We start from the raw sequence: 18,298 nt of genomic DNA, 5'->3' as shown, positions 1-18,298 counted from the left end.
CTAGGCGATGGGTGTCAGCGGCCCGACGCTGCGAAGCGCAGCAGCAACTCGCCGGTCGCCTCCGGCGCTTCGAGCATGGGGAAGTGCCCGACGTCGGGCAACTGCTCGACTCGCGCGTTCGGCACCGTGTCGTATCGGTGCGCCGAAGACGGATCCCAGCGGGGGTCGGCAGCGCCGAAGATCACCAGAACCGGGACGTCGAGTGCGCTCAGGCGCGCGGGTACGCTCCGCTCTGCGATGTACGCGCCGTTTTGGCGCAGCACGGTCCTGAACGTGCGGTAACCGATGCCCCGTGCCCCGGCCACCAGGTCGTCCGGGACGTCCACCGGTCGGTTGCACACCGCGGTCACCCCCCGTCGGAGCACCGCGTCGGAACGGACTCTCCATAGAAGCGGGCCGAGCGGCGGGTCGATCAGGACTCGAAGGAGGAGGGGCTGCGGAAGGAGCGCGTCGGGACTCGGGCCACTGCTGATCAGTGCGAGCGAACCCACCAGGTCCGGGCGCTGTTCGGCGAGGGCGGTGGCGATGTACCCGCCGCTGGAGTGCCCGGCCACGGTGACCGGACGAAGGCCGAGCGCATCGAGGGCCTCGGCCAGCCTGGCTGCCTGCTCAGGCACGTCGTACGACGGCGCGGGCGGGGACTGACCGTGGCCCGGGAGGTCGATCCGGATGACGTGGTACCGGCTGGCCAGCGCCGGCACTACCGGGCCCCAGGAGCTGCCCGAGGCCCCCGATCCGTGGATGAGCACTATCGGCGGCGCCTCCCGCGGGCCGTCGTGGACCACGTGCATCCCGTGCACATGCTTGCCGTCGTAGATACCCATACAGGGGAGGATGCCGGGGCTGCCGGCCCTCGGTCTTGTACAAATGTCGTCGCGGGGCCGACGATCGTGTCAGGCTTCCGTGGCGGGTTCCTGGTGTGCGTGACCGGTCAGTCCGGCCGCGGTCTGGGTGAGGTGCTGAGCCAGTACTTCCGCCGCGGTGTCGGCGTCCCGGGCCAGCGCTGCTTCCTCCAGGCGGCGGTGCTCGCCGGCGCCGTCCCGGTCGGGGTGACGGTGTGTCGACAAGCGGCGGGCCAGCTCGCTCGCGGTCCACATCCGGTCGAAGGTGTCCAGCAGGACAGGGTTGCCGCACCCCTCCAGCAGGGTGCGGTGGAAGACCCGGTGGGCCTCGGCCCATGCGGCGCTGTAGTACGCGCCCTCCTCCGGTAGGTACACCGGTGTCCGGGACATGCGGTGGTGGGCGGCTCGGACGCGGGCCTCCCAGTCGACGTCGCCGCGCTCGATGGACAGTCGCAGTACGACCGGTTCGATGGCCCGCCGGGCCTCCGCGATCTCCTGCCAGCGGCGGTCGGAGAAAGCCGGGACGGCGAAGCCGCGGTTGGGCAGCCGGTCGGCGAGGCCCTCGCCGACCAGCCGTACGAGCGCTTCACGTACGACAGCCAGACTCACGCCCTGTTCCTTGGCGAGGCCCTGCGGTTTGAGGGCCTCGCCGGGGGCGTGTTCCCCGCGCATGATCGCGTCCCGCAGGTGTGCGTAGACCTGCTCGGAGAGCATCTGCTTGCCCGGCGAGGGCGAGGTGTGAACCGTCTGCGTCATGCCGTCAGCATAGACGATCCAGCAGATAATCGATTATTGGTGTTATGGTCGATCTACCGGCCGATCGAGCGGTCGCTGAGGGCGGCGGTGCGTCCCCGTGACGCCGTGGACGCCGTCGGCCGCATCACCGCCACCCCGCAGCACGCCTTGAAAGGAACGACACGATGAATGGCAACGACCCCTTTGCCCGCCTCCCCGAGGCGGCCTCCTTCACCGTTACCAGCACGTCCGTCACTGACGGCGCCGCCTGGTCGCCCGAGCAGTGCTCCTCCGGCGTCCCCGGCGGGAAGGACGTCTCCCCGCAGCTGTCCTGGAGCGGAGCCCCGGAAGGCACCAAGAGCTACGCCGTGACCGTCTACGACCCCGACGCCCCCACCGGGTCCGGGTTCTGGCACTGGGCGGTTGCCGACATCCCCGCCACCGTCACCGAGCTGCCCGAGGGCGCAGGCGACGAGACCGGCTCGGGCCTGCCCGACGGCGCCTACCAGCTGCCCAACGACGCTCGCGCGGCCCGCTTCATCGGCGCCGCACCGCCCGCGGGGCACGGCCCGCACCGCTACTTCGTCGTGGTGCACGCCCTCGACGTCGCTTCCATCGGCGTCCCGGCCGACGCCACCCCGGCTGTCCTCGGCTTCACCATGGCCGGCCACATCCTCGGCCGCGCGGTCCTGACCGCCACCGCCGAGACCCCCGCCTGACGAGTTGATGAGTTGACGAGTTGACGAGCTGACGAATCGCGGGCGACCGGCCTCTGGAGCTGACGGGGGAGGGCCGTCGGCTGGCGACGCGTGTGATGCGTAAGCACCGGCTCGCTGAGTGTCTGCTCGTCGACGTGATCGGGCTGGAGTGGGAACAGGCCCTCGCCGAAGCGTGCCGCTGGGAGCACGTGATGGGTGAGGCCGTCGAACGCCGCATCCTTGACCTGTTGCGGCACCCGACCAAGTGCAACTGATGTACACGTTGCGGCACGCCGGGGCGCGGCCCGCCGAACTCCCCTCGCAGGCCGCAGCGCACGTCTTCGTGGCTGAGGGCTGAGGGCTGAGGGCTGAGTCAGGCCGGGCGTCGGCCCGTGCCGTGAGCCGTGCGGCAGCAGGAGGGCCGTCGACCACGATCGTGGTCGACGGCCCTCCTTGTTGATCAGCGGAACGGATATACGTGAGGCTGCCCGGTTGCCCATGCCCGTGCCCGTGCCCGTGCCCATGTTCGTGTCCGATGCTCCGGATGGCTTCGCACAGAGTGACGTGTACGGCGGGCTGGTGTCCGCTGGCGGTGCCTCGTTCGGGTACCGGGTCTTGTGTATCGGCTGTGGGGTGGCGACGGTGGGGCCACGCTGTCTGGGTGGGGCGCTATCGGGGAGGGGAGGAGCATGGTGAAGCACGATCTCGGTGAACTGGGCGATGTAGGGCGGTTGTTGAGCGCGGCGCTCGGCTTGTTGGAGGGTGAGCGGCGGCTTCTGGAGGAGCGGTACGGGTCGGCTCCGGGCGGGGACCATTCCGCGGGTAGCCCGATGCAAACGGTGCATGGGATCAGGGATCTGTGCGAGGGCGTACGCACGACGCTGGGCGACATCGCTCTGGGGCTCGGGTACATCTCGCTCGGGCTGGACAGGGAGGCTGACCACGCGGTGCGGATGGCGCGCAGGGGCATGCTCGCTGTGCCCTCGGGTGCCGACCGGATGGCACGGCCGCTCGGTGAGGATGTCGTGCGTGCCCTGGAGCGCCTCCGCGATCTGGACGGCTTCTTCGACGGGCACCTCGGGCTCGAAATCGATGTGGCTCTGGCCGCACCGCAGGCGACGTATCCGCCGGACGACTGGGCGGAGTACGACCGACAGCGGCGCACCCGCCCGGAGTGACCGGGGGCGGGCCCGCCCTCCTTCAGGAGCCACTCGTCCCGGTTGGTGAGCCGGGTACTGCGCCAGCCCGAGGCAGGAGCGGCCTCAGTTGGGGCCGTTCACGCCGGTTCCGCTGATCAACAGGCCGGAATCCGGAGGGCGGGACTAGCAGGTCCGAAGGGGGAAGGTCGGGTCGGTATCGCGCTGTTGGGCGGGGCGGAGGCGTCGGCGAGCGGCAGTCCGGCGTACACGTGGACCTGGCCGTCGAGGGGGCGGGCCTGACGACCCGGCCGGTGGCGGTCGGACACCAGCGTGCGGCGGCCCGCCTCCCAGACGGATCCGGATCCGCAAGCTGTCAGGACGGTGCGGCGGGGCAGCGGGTGCCCCGTGGCGGGACTGCCCGGTCGGTGAGGTAGCTGTCCACGGCGTCCCGCATGCACGGGCCGCTGGTGACGCTGCCGTGGCCGTGGCCCTCGTAGGTGAGAAGTACGCCGCTGCGGCCGAGCTGCCGGGCCACCGAGACCGCCCATGGGTAGCCGGTGGCGGGGTCGTGCAGGGCGTTGGAGAGCAGGATCGGCGGGGCACCGCGTGGGTCCAGGCGGTGCTGCGGGTTGGTGGTCGGCGCGCCCAGACACGCCGCCAGCACGTGGGTGGGCAGCAGGGATGGCAGGTCAGGCGCGGTCCTGTTCGTCATGGCGATGAGTGAGGCGTACTCCTTGTATCCACGTATCGGTAGATGCCAGTCCGAGCAGAAGACCGGGGTCGCCGGAGGGAGCGGTGTGGTCGAGGTGGGGGACGAAGGCAGCGGCTTGCTCGCGTCCAATTCCGCGATCGCTGTGGCCAGGCCCGCGTAGTCGGCTTTGTAGAACTTCCGGAACGCGACCTTGTTGACCAGGTCCGGAGAAGACAGCGCGGTGCCTGGCTTCGCCGGGTCCTCCAACTCGCCGCGCCCGGCGCGGGCCAGCAGGCCCTGCCAGATCGCACGGACGTCGTGGCCGTGCAGCGCGCAGTCCGTGGCGCCGTCGCACCACTTCACGAACTCCTGGAAGGAGTCCTGCCCCGCGGCTGCCGCCGCCCGCAGGAAGCCTCGTGCGGTCGGAACGCTGTGGTCGATGACGCTCTCCAGCACCATCGCCCGCACGCGGCGCGGGTAGGTCTCGGCGTACTGCGCGCCGAGCAGCGTGCCGTACGAGCTGCCGTGGAAGGTCAGTTTCCGCTCGCCGAGGGCGGTCCGGAGGGCGTCCAGGTCGCGGACGGTCTGCGCGGTGTCGAGGTGGTCGAACACCGGGCCGGTACGGGCCCGGCAGTCGGCACGCAGCCGCTTGTTGTACGCCATCGTGGCGTCGAAGTCCGCCTGGCTCTTCAGCTCCGGCGACGGCCGCTCGGCAAGCAGGTCGCCGGAGCAGGTCACGGGGTTGCTGCCGCCCACGCCGCGCGGGTCGAAGCTGACGATGTCGAACCTGCGGCGGACCTCGGGGCTGAACCGGCTGATACCGCGCACCACCCTCTCCACACCCGAGTCACCCGGCCCGCCCGGGCCGAACACCATCGAGCCGACGCGTGCTCCGGGGTCGGTGGCCGTGCGGCGGGCCACGGCCAGGCCAAGTCTCGGCCCGTCCGGCCGGCTCCAGTCGACCGGCACCGAAAGAGTGGCGCACTCCGCTCCCGGCTGCGCTTGGTCGGCACACGGTGCCCATCGCAGGGCGCCGACGGCGGATGGGGACGCGTGCACCGCGGGAGCGGCGGCGAGGCCGGTGATGACAGTCATGGCGGCTCCCAGGGCCATGGCCGTGCCCCGCGCGGCGATGCGCCGTAATGCGGATCTGCCCCTCGACGGCATGGATCCTCCTCGTGAAGAGAACGGGTACGTCAGGCATGCGGGCCCGGCCGGGGCTCTGCCTTCACGTTAGGTGCCGTACTGCCCGTGTGGCGCGTCTGTCGGGGGCATATCCGGGTCAAGTGGGGGACAACTCAGGGGCGATCAGGGCCCGTGGTTCCAGGCCAGGCCGCCGGGCCGTTCTCCTCGTACCAGGCCAGGCCGCCGGGCCGTTCTCCTCGTACCAGGCCAGGCCGCCGGGCCGTTCTCCTCGTACCAGGCCTGCGCTGATCCGAATCAACGAAAGCACCTGGCACCCGCATCGTTGGCGGGCCGGGGGCTTCGTCCCGGGCCGCCGGGAGAGCCTCACCGGGGAGGCGTTGGACCCGCTCGGGCGGGCGTCCCGGGGACATCCTTCGCAGGATCTCCGCAGCTGAGGCGAAGAACCCGGTACGGCGGTTCCACCGGGCGCTGGGCGGCAGCAGTCCAGCGCGGCTGCCCGGAGGTGTTCGGTGGGGGTTCCAGCCACTTGACGGGGGTGTGGCCGACCATCGTCGGATGGCCGCCGGAAGGCCTGGGCTTCCAGGCTGGTGGCATGGCAGAGCGTGCGCAGGAGCGCGCTCTGGGAGTTTCTCGGCATGGCGCTCGTGGCGAGCGGCCTCTGCCCGGCTGTCGTCAGTCCTGACCTCCACGCTGCCGTCGCGCACACGATCTCCGCGACAGCCGTCGAGCCGGCGCCCTGGGTCGAGCGCCACGGCCCGGTCCGGACCGATGCCCGCCGCTGCTGACCCGACGCGGCCGTCACGGCGTACGCCGAGGATAAGCGGACAGGCCCGGCATGAGGTGGAGCAGGCCGCGAAGAAGGCCGCCCTGCACGGCGACGAGGACCCGGCCGAGTAGACGCCGCGTCGAGCCCGTCGACGCCGCGGTGCTGGGCTCCACCGGTGGGCCGTGTACCTGGCCCACCGGGTCGCGCTCCTGCCGGACGGACGGAGGCGCGGTCCAAGAAGGTCCCCGCGGTGATGGCCGCGAGGCGGCCGCCGATGCCGGGCTCCCACCAGCCGCACGCGATCTGGAACGGCCGCTTCCCACACCTTCCTTCGGCCCGCACCCACGCCGCAGCACGCCCGTGTCGGGGCTGGGCCTGATGCCGCGCCGGTTGTGGTCAGCGGGCGCGGCCCCGCGGCACGTTTCACGCGTTCGGGCCGGGGCTTATCGTCTCTTGATCATGAAGATGACTCCCATCAGGAACGAGGCGCTGTAGGGCCGGAGCTGCCCGCCGTGCTGGCCGTCGAGGTGGTAGCTTCGGCGCTCCCTGTCCCAGTCGCCGTCGGCCATGGCGGCCCTGATGTCGGCACCCATCTGGTTCCACTTTTTTATGGCATCGGCGTGGGCCCCCACCTGCCACTCGCCGTTGGCGCGCAGTGCGTTGAACACCTCTTCGAGGATGAGCCGGTTGCGGGCGGTTTCGGCGAACGTGACCGCCATGAGTTCCATCGCACGGTGAAGACGGCCGCCCGCGCCCACGTGATCTTCCGCCCTCAGGGCGTCGACCGCTTCGACGATGTTCTCCCGGTTGACGGTGATGCCAGGCAGGTCGCGGTAGTTCTGCGTGAAGCCGAGTCTCACCGTGTTAGGCGTGCCGGGGAGCAGGCCTGGGGGCAGTTCAACGCGTGGGAAGATGTAGATCGTATTGTTCTCAGGCCGGTAGAAGCCCTGGATGTACACGTCTTCGGGGTCAATGATCAGCTGTACAGCGTCTTCGGGTTCGTCGATGAGCCTGCCGATGCCGATGAGTCTCCAGTTCCGGGTGGGCCCGGTAGTCGCATCTCCTTGGCCGAGAACTCGGTGGGTCATGCGGCCGTGACCGATCGGAGTCCGTTCGGTGATCTCGTAGCGGATCCGGCCGATCAGCCTCATGACCTCGTTGGCGAAGTCCGTCGGCAGCTGATTACCGGCCTTCGAAACGCGCCCGTCCTGCACGGTCCTCGAAGCGGGCTGTTCACCTGTGGCCACGGCGGGGGTGGAGTACACCAGTGAGGCGGCAAGCGCCAGAACGGTGATCCTGGCGGCAGTGTGCCTCCGCCGGCCGGCCTTCTTCGCCAGGGCGCTCATGCGACGAACTCCACCTGGGCGCCCACCGTGCCCCAGCTGATTTTGCCGGCGTCGATGCGGTACTTGATGGTGTACTTCTTGCCGGGCGTCAGGGCGCCGGAGTTGACGAAGGTGGCCCCGTTGCCGCCATCGCACCGGGTCGACGTCTGGGGGCACACCCATTCCCACGCCACCCGGGAGTCGCCGTCGAGGATCTCGATCAAGTCCCATGTCTTGTACGGGTTGCGCTTGGAATCGCCCACCCAGTGGACGCTCACGCCGGTCTTTCCGCTCGCCTGGGCGGGCGCGGCGTCGACGATGAGGTAGTCGGTGTTGACCGAGTCCGCCGCGGCGCGTACGCGCTTGGCTCCCGCCGCGGCGGGTTTGCGCTTGTCCGTGCGGGCCCGCGCCGGGCTCTGGCCCGCCTCGAGGCTTCGGGCCACCTCGCCCCGGATCCCCTTCTCGGCGGTGGGGCCGCTCTTGGGCTCGGCGGACTCCAGGCACCACAGCTGGGCGCGGTCGTCGCCGCATTCCTTGACCGTCACCTGGTCGCCTTCGGCGGCCCCGGCGGTGAGGCAGCCGCCCGCGCCGTTGCGGAGCTGGAACCAGCCGCCGCCGACCGCATCGAAGCGCCAGCGCTGCTTGCCCTCGCCATTGGCCCCGTTCATCTTCCACAGGTTGGCCGTGTTGTCGTTCGTGTCGGCGTTGAGGACCTTGTCATCGCCGTCGGGCACGGTGGTTTCGAGGAGGTGGCCGCCGTCCCCGGCGTCCCAGAACCGCCAGATCTGGGCGGGCGACTCGTTGCGCTCCCACGTCTGGACCTTCGAGCCGTCGGCGGTCTGGCTGTGGTCGAGGTCGAGGGCCTCGTACCGCTCGGAGACGATCCGGTACCGGCCCCCCTGAGCGATCTCGTCCGCGGACTCGACGGCGGCCCGGGCGGCCGCCTTGGGGGCATCGGGTTTGCCCGCGGGCTGCGCCGCGGAGGAACCGAGGCCAAGAGAGACGGTCGCCGCGACCGCGATGGTGACAGCGGCGCCGGTAGTGAACGCACGCCGGCTATTCGGACTCATCATGTCTTTCCTTGTGAGGGGGAGCGAAGGCGCCAGGGGATACGGGCCGGCCGTGGGGACACGCGGTCCTCGCCGAAAGCTCAGTGGCCCACGGCAAGTTCGGCCCGGCCCACGCAGGGCTGAACGTTCGCGGTGCAGCGTGGGCCCCGCGACCTGCGGCCACAACTTGGCCCAGGCCGATCAACAACCGCTCAACACAGGCATGTTGTGGCTGAAATCTGCCCGCCCCGAATACCCCTCCCGGCCGCCGGGTGCGCACTCGGGACGTGACTACAAGCATCCGCGCGGGTGAGCGGGGTGCGGTATCCCTCCCCGTCCTGGCCGAGGACCGCTACCACCCCTTCATGGGATCAAGAACCTGTGCCGCGGGCTTCCCGCGCTCGCCTTCGCTGCCCTTCCCCCGCTTGCCACCGCGCCCACCGCGCACGCCCGCGCCACGCCCACCTCTTCGTTGGCGGAGCCGGTTGTGCTGCCGCTGTTCGCGGCGATCGACCAGCGGCCTGTCGCCGACGAACAGCGCGCGGGCTACCAGCGCAGCCTTTACGACCACTGGACTCGGGGCCTGAATCTGACTCAGCTTCAGGTTGGTGTCCCGGGTGGTCCGGCTGGGGAAAGGGGCGGCCTCGACGGTGACGTTGACCGGCGGGCGGGTGGGCTCGACGTCGACGAGCGAGGCGTCGACAATCTGGGCGGCTGCCTTCACACCGTCGGTCGCTTCGGTCGCTTCGGAGGTGGGCAAGGCGGCTCCAGGGTTACGCGCCCCGATCGACGGGGTGTACGGGACGAGGCGACGCAGCGTGAGCCGCTGCCGGTCCTGTGGGACGGGTACGGGCTCGACGCCCCGATGGTGTTCACCGTGATCATCGTGGCGTCAACAGCCCCGACACCCCGCACCCTTGCGACACGCAGTCGTACGGGGACACCCTCCCGGCCGCCGACAAGGCCCCAGGCGTGTACGGCACTTCGGACGTCACCGTCGTACTCGCCTGCAAGGACCTGCCGTCGGACAAGGGGAAGCCGCACCGGGTCGACGCGAAGCCCCGCCTGCTGGAATCGAAGGTCGAGGACCGCCTCATCGGCCTGCTGAAGATCCGCCCCGGCGCCACCTGCTGATGACACCTCCAGCGTCCGCCCCGCTTCCGGCCCCCGCGCACCCGCCCTCTGAAGGCGCGTGCATGAGATCAGAGGTGTGGACTAGGTTGTACAGCTATGACTACCGGGACGGCATCGCGCCACACACGGATTGGTGACCCGGTGCTCCGCTGAGCGCCGTACGGGCCGGGGCCGGTCCGCTGTTGGATCGAGGAACTCGCGCTGCCGCGCGGGCTCCGCCTCCGTCGTGTTGATCACAGGCTCGACACATCAACCACGACAGGAGCATCCATGCCCACCAAGATGTTGCAGATTTCCACCGCGGACGGCCAGGCCGACGCCTTCGCCGCCTTTCCCGACGGCGGCGGGCGGCACCCGGGGGTGCTGATGTACGCGGACGGCTTCGGTCTCCGGCCCGTGCTGCGGGAGATGGCCCGCGAACTGGCCGGGCACGGGTACTACGTGCTCGTCCCCAACCCCTTCTACCGGCACGGCCCGGCACCGGTGATCGAACTTCCCGAGCACATCGGGGAGGAGGCGCGGACCGCGATCTTCGCCCAGCTGATGCCGTTGATCGAGGCGCACACCGCTGAACGCGTCCTGAGTGACGCCGACGCCTACCTCCGGTTCCTCACCACCCAGCCCGAGGTCGGCGCCGGCCCGGTAGCGGTGACCGGCTACTGCATAGGTGGCCTTCTGGCGATGCGGACCGCCGCGGCACACCCCGGCCAGGTGGCCGCCGTCGCCGCCTTCCACGGCCCTGTGGGCGCCGACGGGCCCGATCTCTTCTCCAAGGTCACCGCCCAGGTCCACCTCGGTCACGCCGAAGGCGACCTGACGCCCGAGACCCTCAGCGAACTCAACCAGTCGCTGGACGCCGCAGGTGTCAGCCACACCTCCGAGATCTACCCCGGCACCATCCACGGCTTCACCATGTCCGACACCGACGCCTTCGACCCCGCAGGGCTGAAGCGCCACTGGGACCGACTGCTCCTTCTCCTTGACCGTACGTTGCTCAAGAGCTGAGGCTCCGCACGGACGTGCCGCCGCGTCGTATCGAGGACGGCCGGCGGGTTCTCGTCCTCCACACCGCCCACCGCACCGCGCCCGCTTCTCCCGGGCCTGGTGGACCAACGCGTTCCGGTCCTGAGTCCGGTTCCGCGTCGGTGAGCGGATCACCTGCTTGGGTGGTGGGTCGGGTGCTCAGTGGCTTGTTCGGGTCGGCTTAATATCGTCGTTCGTGGCAGATATCTCCGATGACCTGATCATGCTGGAACGTTCCGCCGAGGAAGAGCGCGCCAAGCTGGCGGGCCTCGACGGCGAGGAGCACGCGGCGCAGTGGCGCCGTTGGTACGAGGCTTCGGTCGCGTTCCAGGCGGCCGTCACGGTGTACGCCGAGCAGACCGGGCAGGCCCGGCATGAGGTGGAGCAGGCCGCGAAGAAGGCCGTCCGGCATGCTGACGAGGACCCAGCCGGATAGCTGCGCCCGACGAAGCCTGCCCCTGCCGCGTACGGGCGATTGCCGTAGGGGGTGAGTGCCGGGTTTGCGCTGGTGCTGCCGCTGAAGGCGGGCTGGTAGGTCCAGGTGCCTGTGGCGGTGGATGCGTGGCCGGGCTGAAGAGCACGGTCAGGTGGGCCACGGCGAGGAGCGGGACGACGAGCCGCGGCGGCTCGGCGAAGCGGCCTCCCGTGGCCGTGCGGGGGCCTCTCGCGAGGTTGAGGCGGTCGCGACTCCTCCTTGGTCGCCGACAGTGCGGGCGCGTGGGCCTCCGCCCCGGTCCGGCGGTGCGAACAGCGAGAGGGTGCTGCCCCGGCGTGGTGGAACGCCGGACGCCGCTCCGGCTCGGGCGCGTACTGGCGACGTGGCCTGGAACATCGGGGGAGTGACCCGCCACGTACGCGGAGCTGCGCGATCTGGCCGAGGAAGGGGCTCGGCCGTTCACCTCCGAGGACGCCGACTGCGCCGTCCGCCTCGCGCCTCGCCTGGCCGCCGCCGTACGGAACTTCGTCGGCCGGACGGGACGGCTGGGGCCCGCGTGCGGCGGGCCTTGGCGGACTGCGGATCCCTGTGGTGGGTCAGCGTCGGGAGAACCTCTGCGACCGCGTCGCCGGGGCCCGCGTGAACGGCCGGGATGGCACGGCCTAAGGCCTCCAGGCCGCCTGACCAGAGCCAGGGGCGACAGCCCCGGCGCTACTGGCCTCGGGATGCCCGTAGGCGCGCGACCGTTCTCATGACCACCGGGCACGGCACGAAAATCGCTGGTCGTACGAGAAGCCTTGCGGGATGCTGCCGGGCATGATCGACCGGGAGTACGCCAGGCGTATGGCTCAGGAGGACCTGGATCGCAGGTATTCGGGGTGGCTGGTGGTGTCCGGGGTGGAGGAACACGAGCTGGTCTGGATCGTCTCCTATCAGACCGAGGAGTACCTACGGACCCGGGAGCCGGGAGGGCTTCTGGGCGGGAACGGCCCCTACCTGGTCGACCGAGTCGACGGCGGCCTGCACCGGATCGGCCCCGTCTCCTACGTCACCGGCGAGTGGGAGGCCGACTACCGCCGACGCGTCCGGAAAGAGCCCCTCCGCACGGCTGTGGACGACCTGCACGACGAACTCCGCCGAGCGACGGCCGGCCAGGGCCGGATCTACGCCATGCATCTGCTGCGGCAACGCGTCCCGGGCCTGACCCATGCCGAGGTCATCTCGTACGTGACCGCCCTTCAGGCCGGCCCCGTGCCAGAACACCTCGTCGCCATCACAACCGAGGCCCTTGTTCCACCTCTTGATCCCGTCCTCTCTGTCGAGACGATCACCGCGACCCACCCCCTGCCGGACCGGAGCCCGACTGCTCTGCCGGCCCAGGCCGCTGAGAGCGGTGGTGAGCAGGGTCGCCCTCCGTAGTCAGCAGGGGCGGAGAGCGTGCGCGCAGCCGACGACGGAGCTTGGCGGGGCGTTCGCGCACGGCACGGAGCCGCCCTTGGGGCGCTCTCCTACGAACAGCGGCTGCCGTACTCCCTGCGTCCACGAGACGGCTTTGACCAGCCGTCATGACAGCGGCCAGCGACCGCGTCGGTGAGGGGCGCAGCCAGGTCTCCGCTGTAGGTAGTGTGCGGAAATGACAAGAAGTGAGCGTCTCGCGGAGCAGTTGGACTGGTACTGGCGCAAGAACCTGCGGCCACGGTTGGAGGGTCTTACCGACGAGGAGTACTTCTGGGAGCCGGTGCGCGGTTGCTGGAGCATCCGCCCCCGGGGCACGTCGGCCGCGCCGATGTCCGAAGGCTCGGGGGAGTGGGCGATGGACACCGCGACCCCTGACCTGGTTCCGTCGCCGGCGCCGGTGACCACGATCGCCTGGCGGTTGGCGCACATCACCGTCTCCTGCCTGGGCTATCGGGTCGGATGGCACTTCGGCGGCCAGGACATCGATTCCGAGACCTTCCCCTACGCGGGGACCGCTGACGAGGCGCTCTCACAGCTCGACGAGATGTACGGTCGATGGAACGCGGGGGTCCGAGAGCTTTCGGACGCTGACCTGGACAATCCGCCCGCGGCGGGTCTTGAGCGGCGTCCCATGGAGGGCATCGTCCTGCACGTCAATCGGGAGCTGATCCATCACGGGGCCGAGATTTCCCTGCTGCGCGACCTCTACCGCCGGCGGGACGGAGCTGCGCCGCGCCGAATATGACGTTCCGGTAGGTGGCGTTCGGGCTTCGGAGGCCCGCTGCTCCGCGGGGCGATCTTTTTCAAGGTGTGTGCTTGTTGGTTTTCGGGTTTTCGGCACAGCTCCAGTAACCGCCCGGGGCACCTTGGTTACGCCCTGCCGTCCGTGCGGGCCGCTCACGGGCGGGTGGTGGATATCCGGTCGGACCGTTTGTGCAGCCGGCCGCAGTCATCCCGCTCCGTCAGCTTGCCGCGCGGCGGCTCCCGCGGCTCCGGCGGGTCCCGCGTCCCGGTGCCGACGACCAGCGTCCCGCCGATCTGCCGGAAAGCGGGGACCGGGCTGCTGGGCCGCCCGCACGGCAGCCGGGCCGCGCTGATACTCCACCATCCTGATCAGCCACAGCTGCTTCAGAATGGCGCGGTCGGCACTGAACTCGCGCTTGACGAAGCGAAGTTGAGGGTATGGTCCGGCTAGTCTCTGGATGTCGGCTCTGGCCGGAGGTTCCATGCGTTCGTGCGCTTGGGATGCCCAGTTTGCGTCGCCATCCAGCCCAGTTCCCTCGCGGGGGAAGAGCCTGGAGGTCGTCGCATGCCGGTGTGGTTGTCGCGTCCGTTGCTCGTTGTGCTGTTCCTGCTGCCTCTCCTGGTAGTTGTGGTGTTGTCCGCGCCTGCGTGGTTGACGTGGCCTTTTCTCCCGTCTCGGCGCCAGAGGATCGTCCTTGAGTTCCTGGACGGCCTGGTCCGATGGACTCGGGCGGTGATTCCCCGTGCAGGGGCGAGTGTGTCCGCCGGCCCGGCAAGGCTGACCGGCAGCGCTCGACCTCGCTGATCGTCGAGCCGGTTCAGGTGCGAGGAGCAGGACGTCGATGGTCGTGGCCGTGCCGGTGACATGGCTGCCCTCGTGCATGGTGGCGTCCGCCCTCATCGGGCCCCGAGAAGCTCAGCGTCGCCCGGACAGTGCCGTGCTGAGCCTCCCAGCACCTCCATTCGCACCACCACCAGCGGCGGCTGCGGTCGAGCGGCCTTGGCTAGAAGCCCCCAGAAACCCACGGACACAGGAGCAGGGGCCCGCAGCTGGGCCCGGGGCAGGCCTGAGGGTTCCTCACCGCCGGTAAATGTTGGCGGTGCCTGCTTCACGCAGCGCGGGGCCGCCAAGGAAGCCTCGACCTCAGGAGCGAAACGGCCGTACGCTACCTGGCCGACGTCGATGTAGCTCAGTTCGATCGCCGACCGGGACGCGGCCTCTGCGGCAGCGTCCAGTGCCGGGTCGCCGGTGATCACGGCCAGTCGGTCGCGGGGCCAGCTGCGGCGAAGGCCTCAGGGCATCGGCGCTGCTTTCCGGGACACAGATCGGCGGTCATCGTTCAGTCGGTGGGTCGTTTCAGTGCCGGGTCAGTCGGCGGTCAGTGGCGGGCCAGTCGGCACTGCCATCGTCGTCCCACGCGGATCGGTCCGCGTACACGACCCCGACGGTTCCGACGATCTGGACGGTTCCGAGGGTTCCGACGATCCCGGTGGTTCCGAGGGTTCCGAGGGTTCCGAGGGTTCCGAGGGTTTCGAGGGTTCCGAAGGGATCGAAGCCCCCAAGGGGCGAAGGGCTCGATGGTTTCGAAGGAGTGTTCCTCATGGTGAGACAGCTACACATGACGCTGAGGACAGGCCTGGTCATCCTGGCCGCCCTGATCGTCGGTATCGCGACGATGACTTCAGCGCAGGCGGAGCCCACGCCGAAGAAGAGCAACGTGTGGCAGGCGCAGCGAACCGGTGTCGAAGGGGTGGCTGCGGCCCCCGCGTCGGGCCGGGCACCCACCGGCGCGCTGGCGCGGTACAACTGCTTCCCGCCGTCCCGCTACTACAACGCGGCGACGTGGAACTGCACGGTGCACAGTGGTGCCATCGTGTTCTGGATCGAGTGCTCGATCGGCGGCACGTACACCAGCCCCGAGCACGGGCCGGGCAGTTACTTCGTGCGGGCCCAGTGCCCCCAGGGCCGTCGGCTGAGCGAAGGCCACCGCTCGGTGAGGTGAGGTGAGGTCAGGTCAGGTCAGGCGTTCTCCGGCCGACGCGCCGCGTCAGGGGGGGAGGGGCGAGCCGGGTTCTTCCAGGGGCCCGGCTCGTCCCCCGGCCCGCGTAAGCTACCGGCGCAGCCGGGCCCGTACCGCTGCCGCGTCGTCGTGGCCGAGGTCGTCGAGGATGGCGAGTGCGCGGTGCCAGGCGTCGTGGGCTCGGGGGAGGCCGCCCAGGGCCTGGTGGCTGTCGCCGAGGCGGGTCAGGGTCTCTGCCTCGTAGTAGCGGTTCCCGTTGTCCCGGTGCAGTACCAGGGCGCGGCCGTAATGGTCCACCGCCCGTCGGTGCTGTCCGAGGCAGGCGTACGCGAATCCGAGGCTGTCCAGCGCGTTGGCCGTGCAGTAGCGGTCGCCGAGCTTCTGGGCCAGGGCGAGCGAGTGCCGGCAGTAGGTCACGGCCTGTTGCTGGTCACCCAGGTGCGCGTAGGCGCAGCCGATCATGTTGAGGGCCCTGGCCTGTCCGTCGCGGTGGTCCGCTGCCCGCAGCATCTCGTAGGCCAGCAGGGCGTGGTTCAGGCACTCCTGGTGGCGGTGCAGGCCGCTGTAGAGCAGGGTCAGGTTGCGGTGCGTGTGGGCCTGGCCGACGAGGTCGCCGACGTCGTGGAAGAGGGCGAGTGCCGCCTCGAAGTGGCGGCGCGAGTCCGCGTTCCGGCCCAGTCGGGCGCAGCACCGGCCGAGGGTCCGGTGGGTGTGGGCCAGTCCTACCGGGTCGTCGAGGCGGTGTGCCGCCGCCAACGCACTGGTCTGCGTGGCGAGTTGCTGCTGCCAGTGTCCTCGTAGGTCGAGGAAGTCGGTCAGGCACCAGGCGATCCGCCAGGCGTGGGCGTCGAAGCCGGTGTCGGCGGCCAGCCGTACGGCGGCGACGAGGACCCGTTGCTCGGTGGCGACCCAGGCCACCGCGTGGTCCTGGTCGGTCAGGTGCTCCGGGGTGCTTCCGGGCGCGATCCGCTCCCGGGTCAGCAGTACCGGGTCCCGGTGCGGGTCCGTCATGCGTGCGGCCTGGTACGCCGTGTGCAGGTAGTGGTCGAGGATCCGCCGGGTCGCCGCGCCGCGCTCCGCCGGGTGCTCGTGGGCCTCCGCCAGCTCGACGGCGTAGGCACGGAGCAGGTCGTGGCAGGCGAAGCGGCCGGGCAGGTGCTCGGTGACCAGGTTCACCCGGGCGAGGTCGGCGAGCAGCCGGCGCGCCTGGGACTGCGGCACGGCCGCCAGGCTGGCTGCCGCGGGCAGCGTGACGTCCGGCCCGGGGTGCAGGCCGAGGAGTTGGAAGAGCCTGGCCGCGGCGGTGTCGAGGGTGCGGTGGGAGCAGGAGAACACCGCCCGTACGTCGGTGGCCTGGTCGTCGCCGGCGAAGAGGTCGAGGGCGGTGCGGGCGGCGCTCAGTTCGCCGGCGAGCGCACCGAGGGAGAAGTCGGGGTGGGTGGCCGCCCGGGCGGCGACGACGGCCAGGGCCAGCGGCAGTCCCGCGCACCGGGTGATGAGCGCGTCGGTCGCCTGCGGTTCCGCCGCCACCCGCTGTCGGCCGATGCGGCTGGCCAGCAGCTTCCTGGCCTCGGCGACGGGCAGCACATCGAGGACGGTCGGCGCGGCCCCCTCCGCCGCGACCAGGCCAGGCATCCGGTTGCGGCTGGTCACAAGCACCAGGCAGCCGGGCGCGCCGGGCAGCAGCGGCCGGATCTGCTCGGCGTGCGCGGCGTTGTCCAGCACCACAAGGACGCGACGGCCGGACAGCAGGCTGCGGTACAGCGCGCTCTGCGCCTCGACGCTGACCGGAACGCGCTGCGGCGGCACCGCGAACGCGTCCAGGAAGCCCCGCACCGCCTCCGCCGTCGTCACCGCGGGCCCACCCGGGGCGAACCCCCTGAGGTCGACGAACAACTGCCCGTCCGGGAACCGATCGGCCAGGCGGTGGGCCCAGTGCACCGCGAGGGCGGTCTTTCCCACGCCCGCGGCACCGGTGATCACCGCGATCGTCATCGCGTCGGCGCGTGGTGGCAGGTGGCCGAGCAGGTCGTCGAGTCGCCCCAGCTCGTCGCCGCGTCCTACGAAGACGGGCAGGTCAGGGGGGAGCTGGGCGGGGACATCGGGCACGGCGGGAGGCCGGGCCCCGGCCCCGGCGGCCTCCGGCTCGAACCGCTCGACCGGGGCCGCCGTCCCTTCGACGTCGTCGCGCCCGCTCAGTAGCGCGGCGTGTGCCGCGGTCAGTTCGGGCCCGGGGTCGACGCCGAGTTCGGCGGTGAGCCGGCGACGGACGCTCTCGTAGACGGCGAACGCCTTCCGGCGGTGGCCCGCGAGTTGGTACGCCCGGATCAGCCGCGCCTGCGTGGCCTCGTCGAAAGGGTGGAAGGACGCCTCCTCCTCCAGGGGCGGCAGTGCTTCCGCCGCGGCGCCCGCGGCCAGCAGCGCGTCGACGTACCGCGCCACCACGGTCCGGCGCTCGCCGAGCAGGCGGACCACCTTCGGGTGGTCGGCGAGGACCGGTACGTCGGCCAGGGGCGGCCCCTGCCAGCACCGCAGCGCCTCCCCGAGCAACTGGGGCACCCGGGGGTGTTCGCCATCGCGCACCGCCTCGTCGGCCACGGCGACCAGGCCGCGGAACCGCGCCAGGTCCACGCTGCCGTCCGCGAGCTGGAGCGCGTACCCGTCGCCGACCGCGGGAAGGATCACGCTCGGGGTACGCCGCACGCGGTCCGGCTCCAGCAGCCGGCGCAGGTGTTTGACGTAACCCTGGATGACGTTCACGGCCGTGGCCGGGGGACTGTCCCGCCACAGCGCGTCCACCAGGTCGGCCCGTGACCACGGCTGTCCGGCCGTCAGGGCGAGGAGCCCCAGGAAGCCGCGCTGCCGCGCGCGGCCGAGGTCGATCTCCGTACCGTCCCGCCATGCGCGGACCCGCCCCAGGATTTGCACGTGCATCCGCCCCACCTCCGCCCAGGCGGCTCCCGCCGCAGAGGACCAGATGTGCACGGACAGAAACGAAGCAGGCGTTTCGAATCCCCGTCCAGTTGCCATTCGGCCACATCCCGCGAGGGGGCCCGTTCCTGGGCTCGCGCTGTGCCGGGATCGCCGTGGC

16 protein-coding genes and 1 pseudogene are annotated in these 18,298 nt (G+C 70.8%); 10 read left to right on the top strand and 7 right to left on the bottom strand.

Annotation, left to right across the window (positions count from 1 at the left end; all coding sequences use genetic code 11):
• Positions 1-14 precede the first annotated feature (14 nt).
• Positions 15-824 carry an alpha/beta fold hydrolase gene (locus AC07GB_RS19015; RefSeq protein ID WP_478846812.1) on the bottom strand — a complete coding sequence of 270 codons (810 nt, stop codon included), beginning with the start codon at positions 822-824 and terminating at the stop codon, positions 15-17.
• Positions 825-893: 69 nt separating this feature from the next.
• Positions 894-1,598 (bottom strand): GntR family transcriptional regulator, encoded by a 705-nt coding sequence (locus AC07GB_RS19010; RefSeq protein WP_478846810.1) that lies wholly within the window; start codon positions 1,596-1,598, stop codon positions 894-896.
• A gap of 164 nt (positions 1,599-1,762) precedes the next feature.
• Here AC07GB_RS19010 and AC07GB_RS19005 point away from each other — a divergent pair, with 164 nt between their 5' ends.
• The 3 genes and pseudogenes from AC07GB_RS19005 (at position 1,763) to AC07GB_RS18995 (ending at position 3,453) form a co-directional block, all read left to right on the top strand.
• Positions 1,763-2,296 (top strand): YbhB/YbcL family Raf kinase inhibitor-like protein, encoded by a 534-nt coding sequence (locus tag AC07GB_RS19005; RefSeq protein ID WP_478846808.1) that lies wholly within the window; start codon positions 1,763-1,765, stop codon positions 2,294-2,296.
• Between the two features lie 35 nt (positions 2,297-2,331).
• Positions 2,332-2,541: pseudogene (locus tag AC07GB_RS19000) on the top strand (metal-dependent transcriptional regulator); the annotation flags it as partial.
• Positions 2,542-2,964: 423 nt separating this feature from the next.
• The gene (locus AC07GB_RS18995; RefSeq protein ID WP_478846806.1) at positions 2,965-3,453 is read left to right on the top strand and encodes a hypothetical protein; all 489 of its coding nucleotides are present in this window, start codon (positions 2,965-2,967) and stop codon (positions 3,451-3,453) included.
• Positions 3,454-3,787: 334 nt separating this feature from the next.
• On the opposite strand, the gene AC07GB_RS18990 is transcribed toward AC07GB_RS18995, so the two are convergent.
• On the bottom strand, positions 3,788-5,272 hold the full coding sequence (locus AC07GB_RS18990; protein ID WP_478846804.1) for an alpha/beta hydrolase: 1,485 nt from the start codon (positions 5,270-5,272) through the stop codon (positions 3,788-3,790).
• A gap of 747 nt (positions 5,273-6,019) precedes the next feature.
• On the opposite strand from AC07GB_RS18990, the gene AC07GB_RS18985 reads away from it, so the two are divergent.
• A complete protein-coding gene (locus tag AC07GB_RS18985; RefSeq protein ID WP_478846802.1) occupies positions 6,020-6,148 on the top strand; it encodes a hypothetical protein in 129 nt (42 codons plus the stop codon).
• Positions 6,149-6,460: 312 nt separating this feature from the next.
• Here AC07GB_RS18985 and AC07GB_RS18980 read toward each other — a convergent pair whose 3' ends face one another.
• The 3 genes from AC07GB_RS18980 to AC07GB_RS18970 all read right to left on the bottom strand — a co-directional run bounded on the left by AC07GB_RS18980 (position 6,461) and on the right by AC07GB_RS18970 (position 9,151).
• Positions 6,461-7,363 (bottom strand): ribosome-inactivating family protein, encoded by a 903-nt coding sequence (locus tag AC07GB_RS18980; RefSeq protein ID WP_478846800.1) that lies wholly within the window; start codon positions 7,361-7,363, stop codon positions 6,461-6,463.
• The gene (locus tag AC07GB_RS18975) at positions 7,360-8,412 is read right to left on the bottom strand and encodes an RICIN domain-containing protein (protein ID WP_478846798.1); all 1,053 of its coding nucleotides are present in this window, start codon (positions 8,410-8,412) and stop codon (positions 7,360-7,362) included. The genes AC07GB_RS18980 and AC07GB_RS18975 overlap by 4 nt, the downstream gene beginning before the upstream one ends.
• 331 nt (positions 8,413-8,743) lie before the next feature.
• Complete coding sequence (locus AC07GB_RS18970) at positions 8,744-9,151, bottom strand: hypothetical protein (RefSeq protein WP_478846796.1); 408 nt, start codon at positions 9,149-9,151, stop codon at positions 8,744-8,746.
• A gap of 212 nt (positions 9,152-9,363) precedes the next feature.
• On the opposite strand from AC07GB_RS18970, the gene AC07GB_RS18965 reads away from it, so the two are divergent.
• From AC07GB_RS18965 to AC07GB_RS18940, 6 genes are all read left to right on the top strand, one after another.
• The gene (locus AC07GB_RS18965; protein ID WP_478846794.1) at positions 9,364-9,525 is read left to right on the top strand and encodes a hypothetical protein; all 162 of its coding nucleotides are present in this window, start codon (positions 9,364-9,366) and stop codon (positions 9,523-9,525) included.
• 270 nt (positions 9,526-9,795) lie between these two features.
• Complete coding sequence (locus AC07GB_RS18960; RefSeq protein WP_478846792.1) at positions 9,796-10,530, top strand: dienelactone hydrolase family protein; 735 nt, start codon at positions 9,796-9,798, stop codon at positions 10,528-10,530.
• Between the two features lie 214 nt (positions 10,531-10,744).
• On the top strand, positions 10,745-10,984 hold the full coding sequence (locus AC07GB_RS18955; RefSeq protein ID WP_478846790.1) for a hypothetical protein: 240 nt from the start codon (positions 10,745-10,747) through the stop codon (positions 10,982-10,984).
• An 816-nt stretch (positions 10,985-11,800) separates the two neighbouring features.
• Positions 11,801-12,403: a YrhB domain-containing protein gene (locus tag AC07GB_RS18950; protein ID WP_478846788.1), complete on the top strand. Its 603-nt coding sequence runs from the start codon at positions 11,801-11,803 to the stop codon at positions 12,401-12,403.
• 214 nt (positions 12,404-12,617) lie between these two features.
• On the top strand, positions 12,618-13,187 hold the full coding sequence (locus AC07GB_RS18945; RefSeq protein ID WP_478846786.1) for a DinB family protein: 570 nt from the start codon (positions 12,618-12,620) through the stop codon (positions 13,185-13,187).
• A gap of 1,600 nt (positions 13,188-14,787) precedes the next feature.
• Complete coding sequence (locus AC07GB_RS18940) at positions 14,788-15,189, top strand: hypothetical protein (RefSeq protein WP_478846784.1); 402 nt, start codon at positions 14,788-14,790, stop codon at positions 15,187-15,189.
• Positions 15,190-15,297: 108 nt separating this feature from the next.
• Here AC07GB_RS18940 and AC07GB_RS18935 read toward each other — a convergent pair whose 3' ends face one another.
• The gene (locus tag AC07GB_RS18935) at positions 15,298-18,141 is read right to left on the bottom strand and encodes an AfsR/SARP family transcriptional regulator (protein WP_478846782.1); all 2,844 of its coding nucleotides are present in this window, start codon (positions 18,139-18,141) and stop codon (positions 15,298-15,300) included.
• Positions 18,142-18,298: the final 157 nt, after the last annotated feature.

Source organism: Streptomyces sp. NPDC045778 (assembly GCF_056431945.1).
Note: the sequence above shows the minus strand (reverse complement) of the source record. Positions and strands in the feature narration are given on the sequence as shown.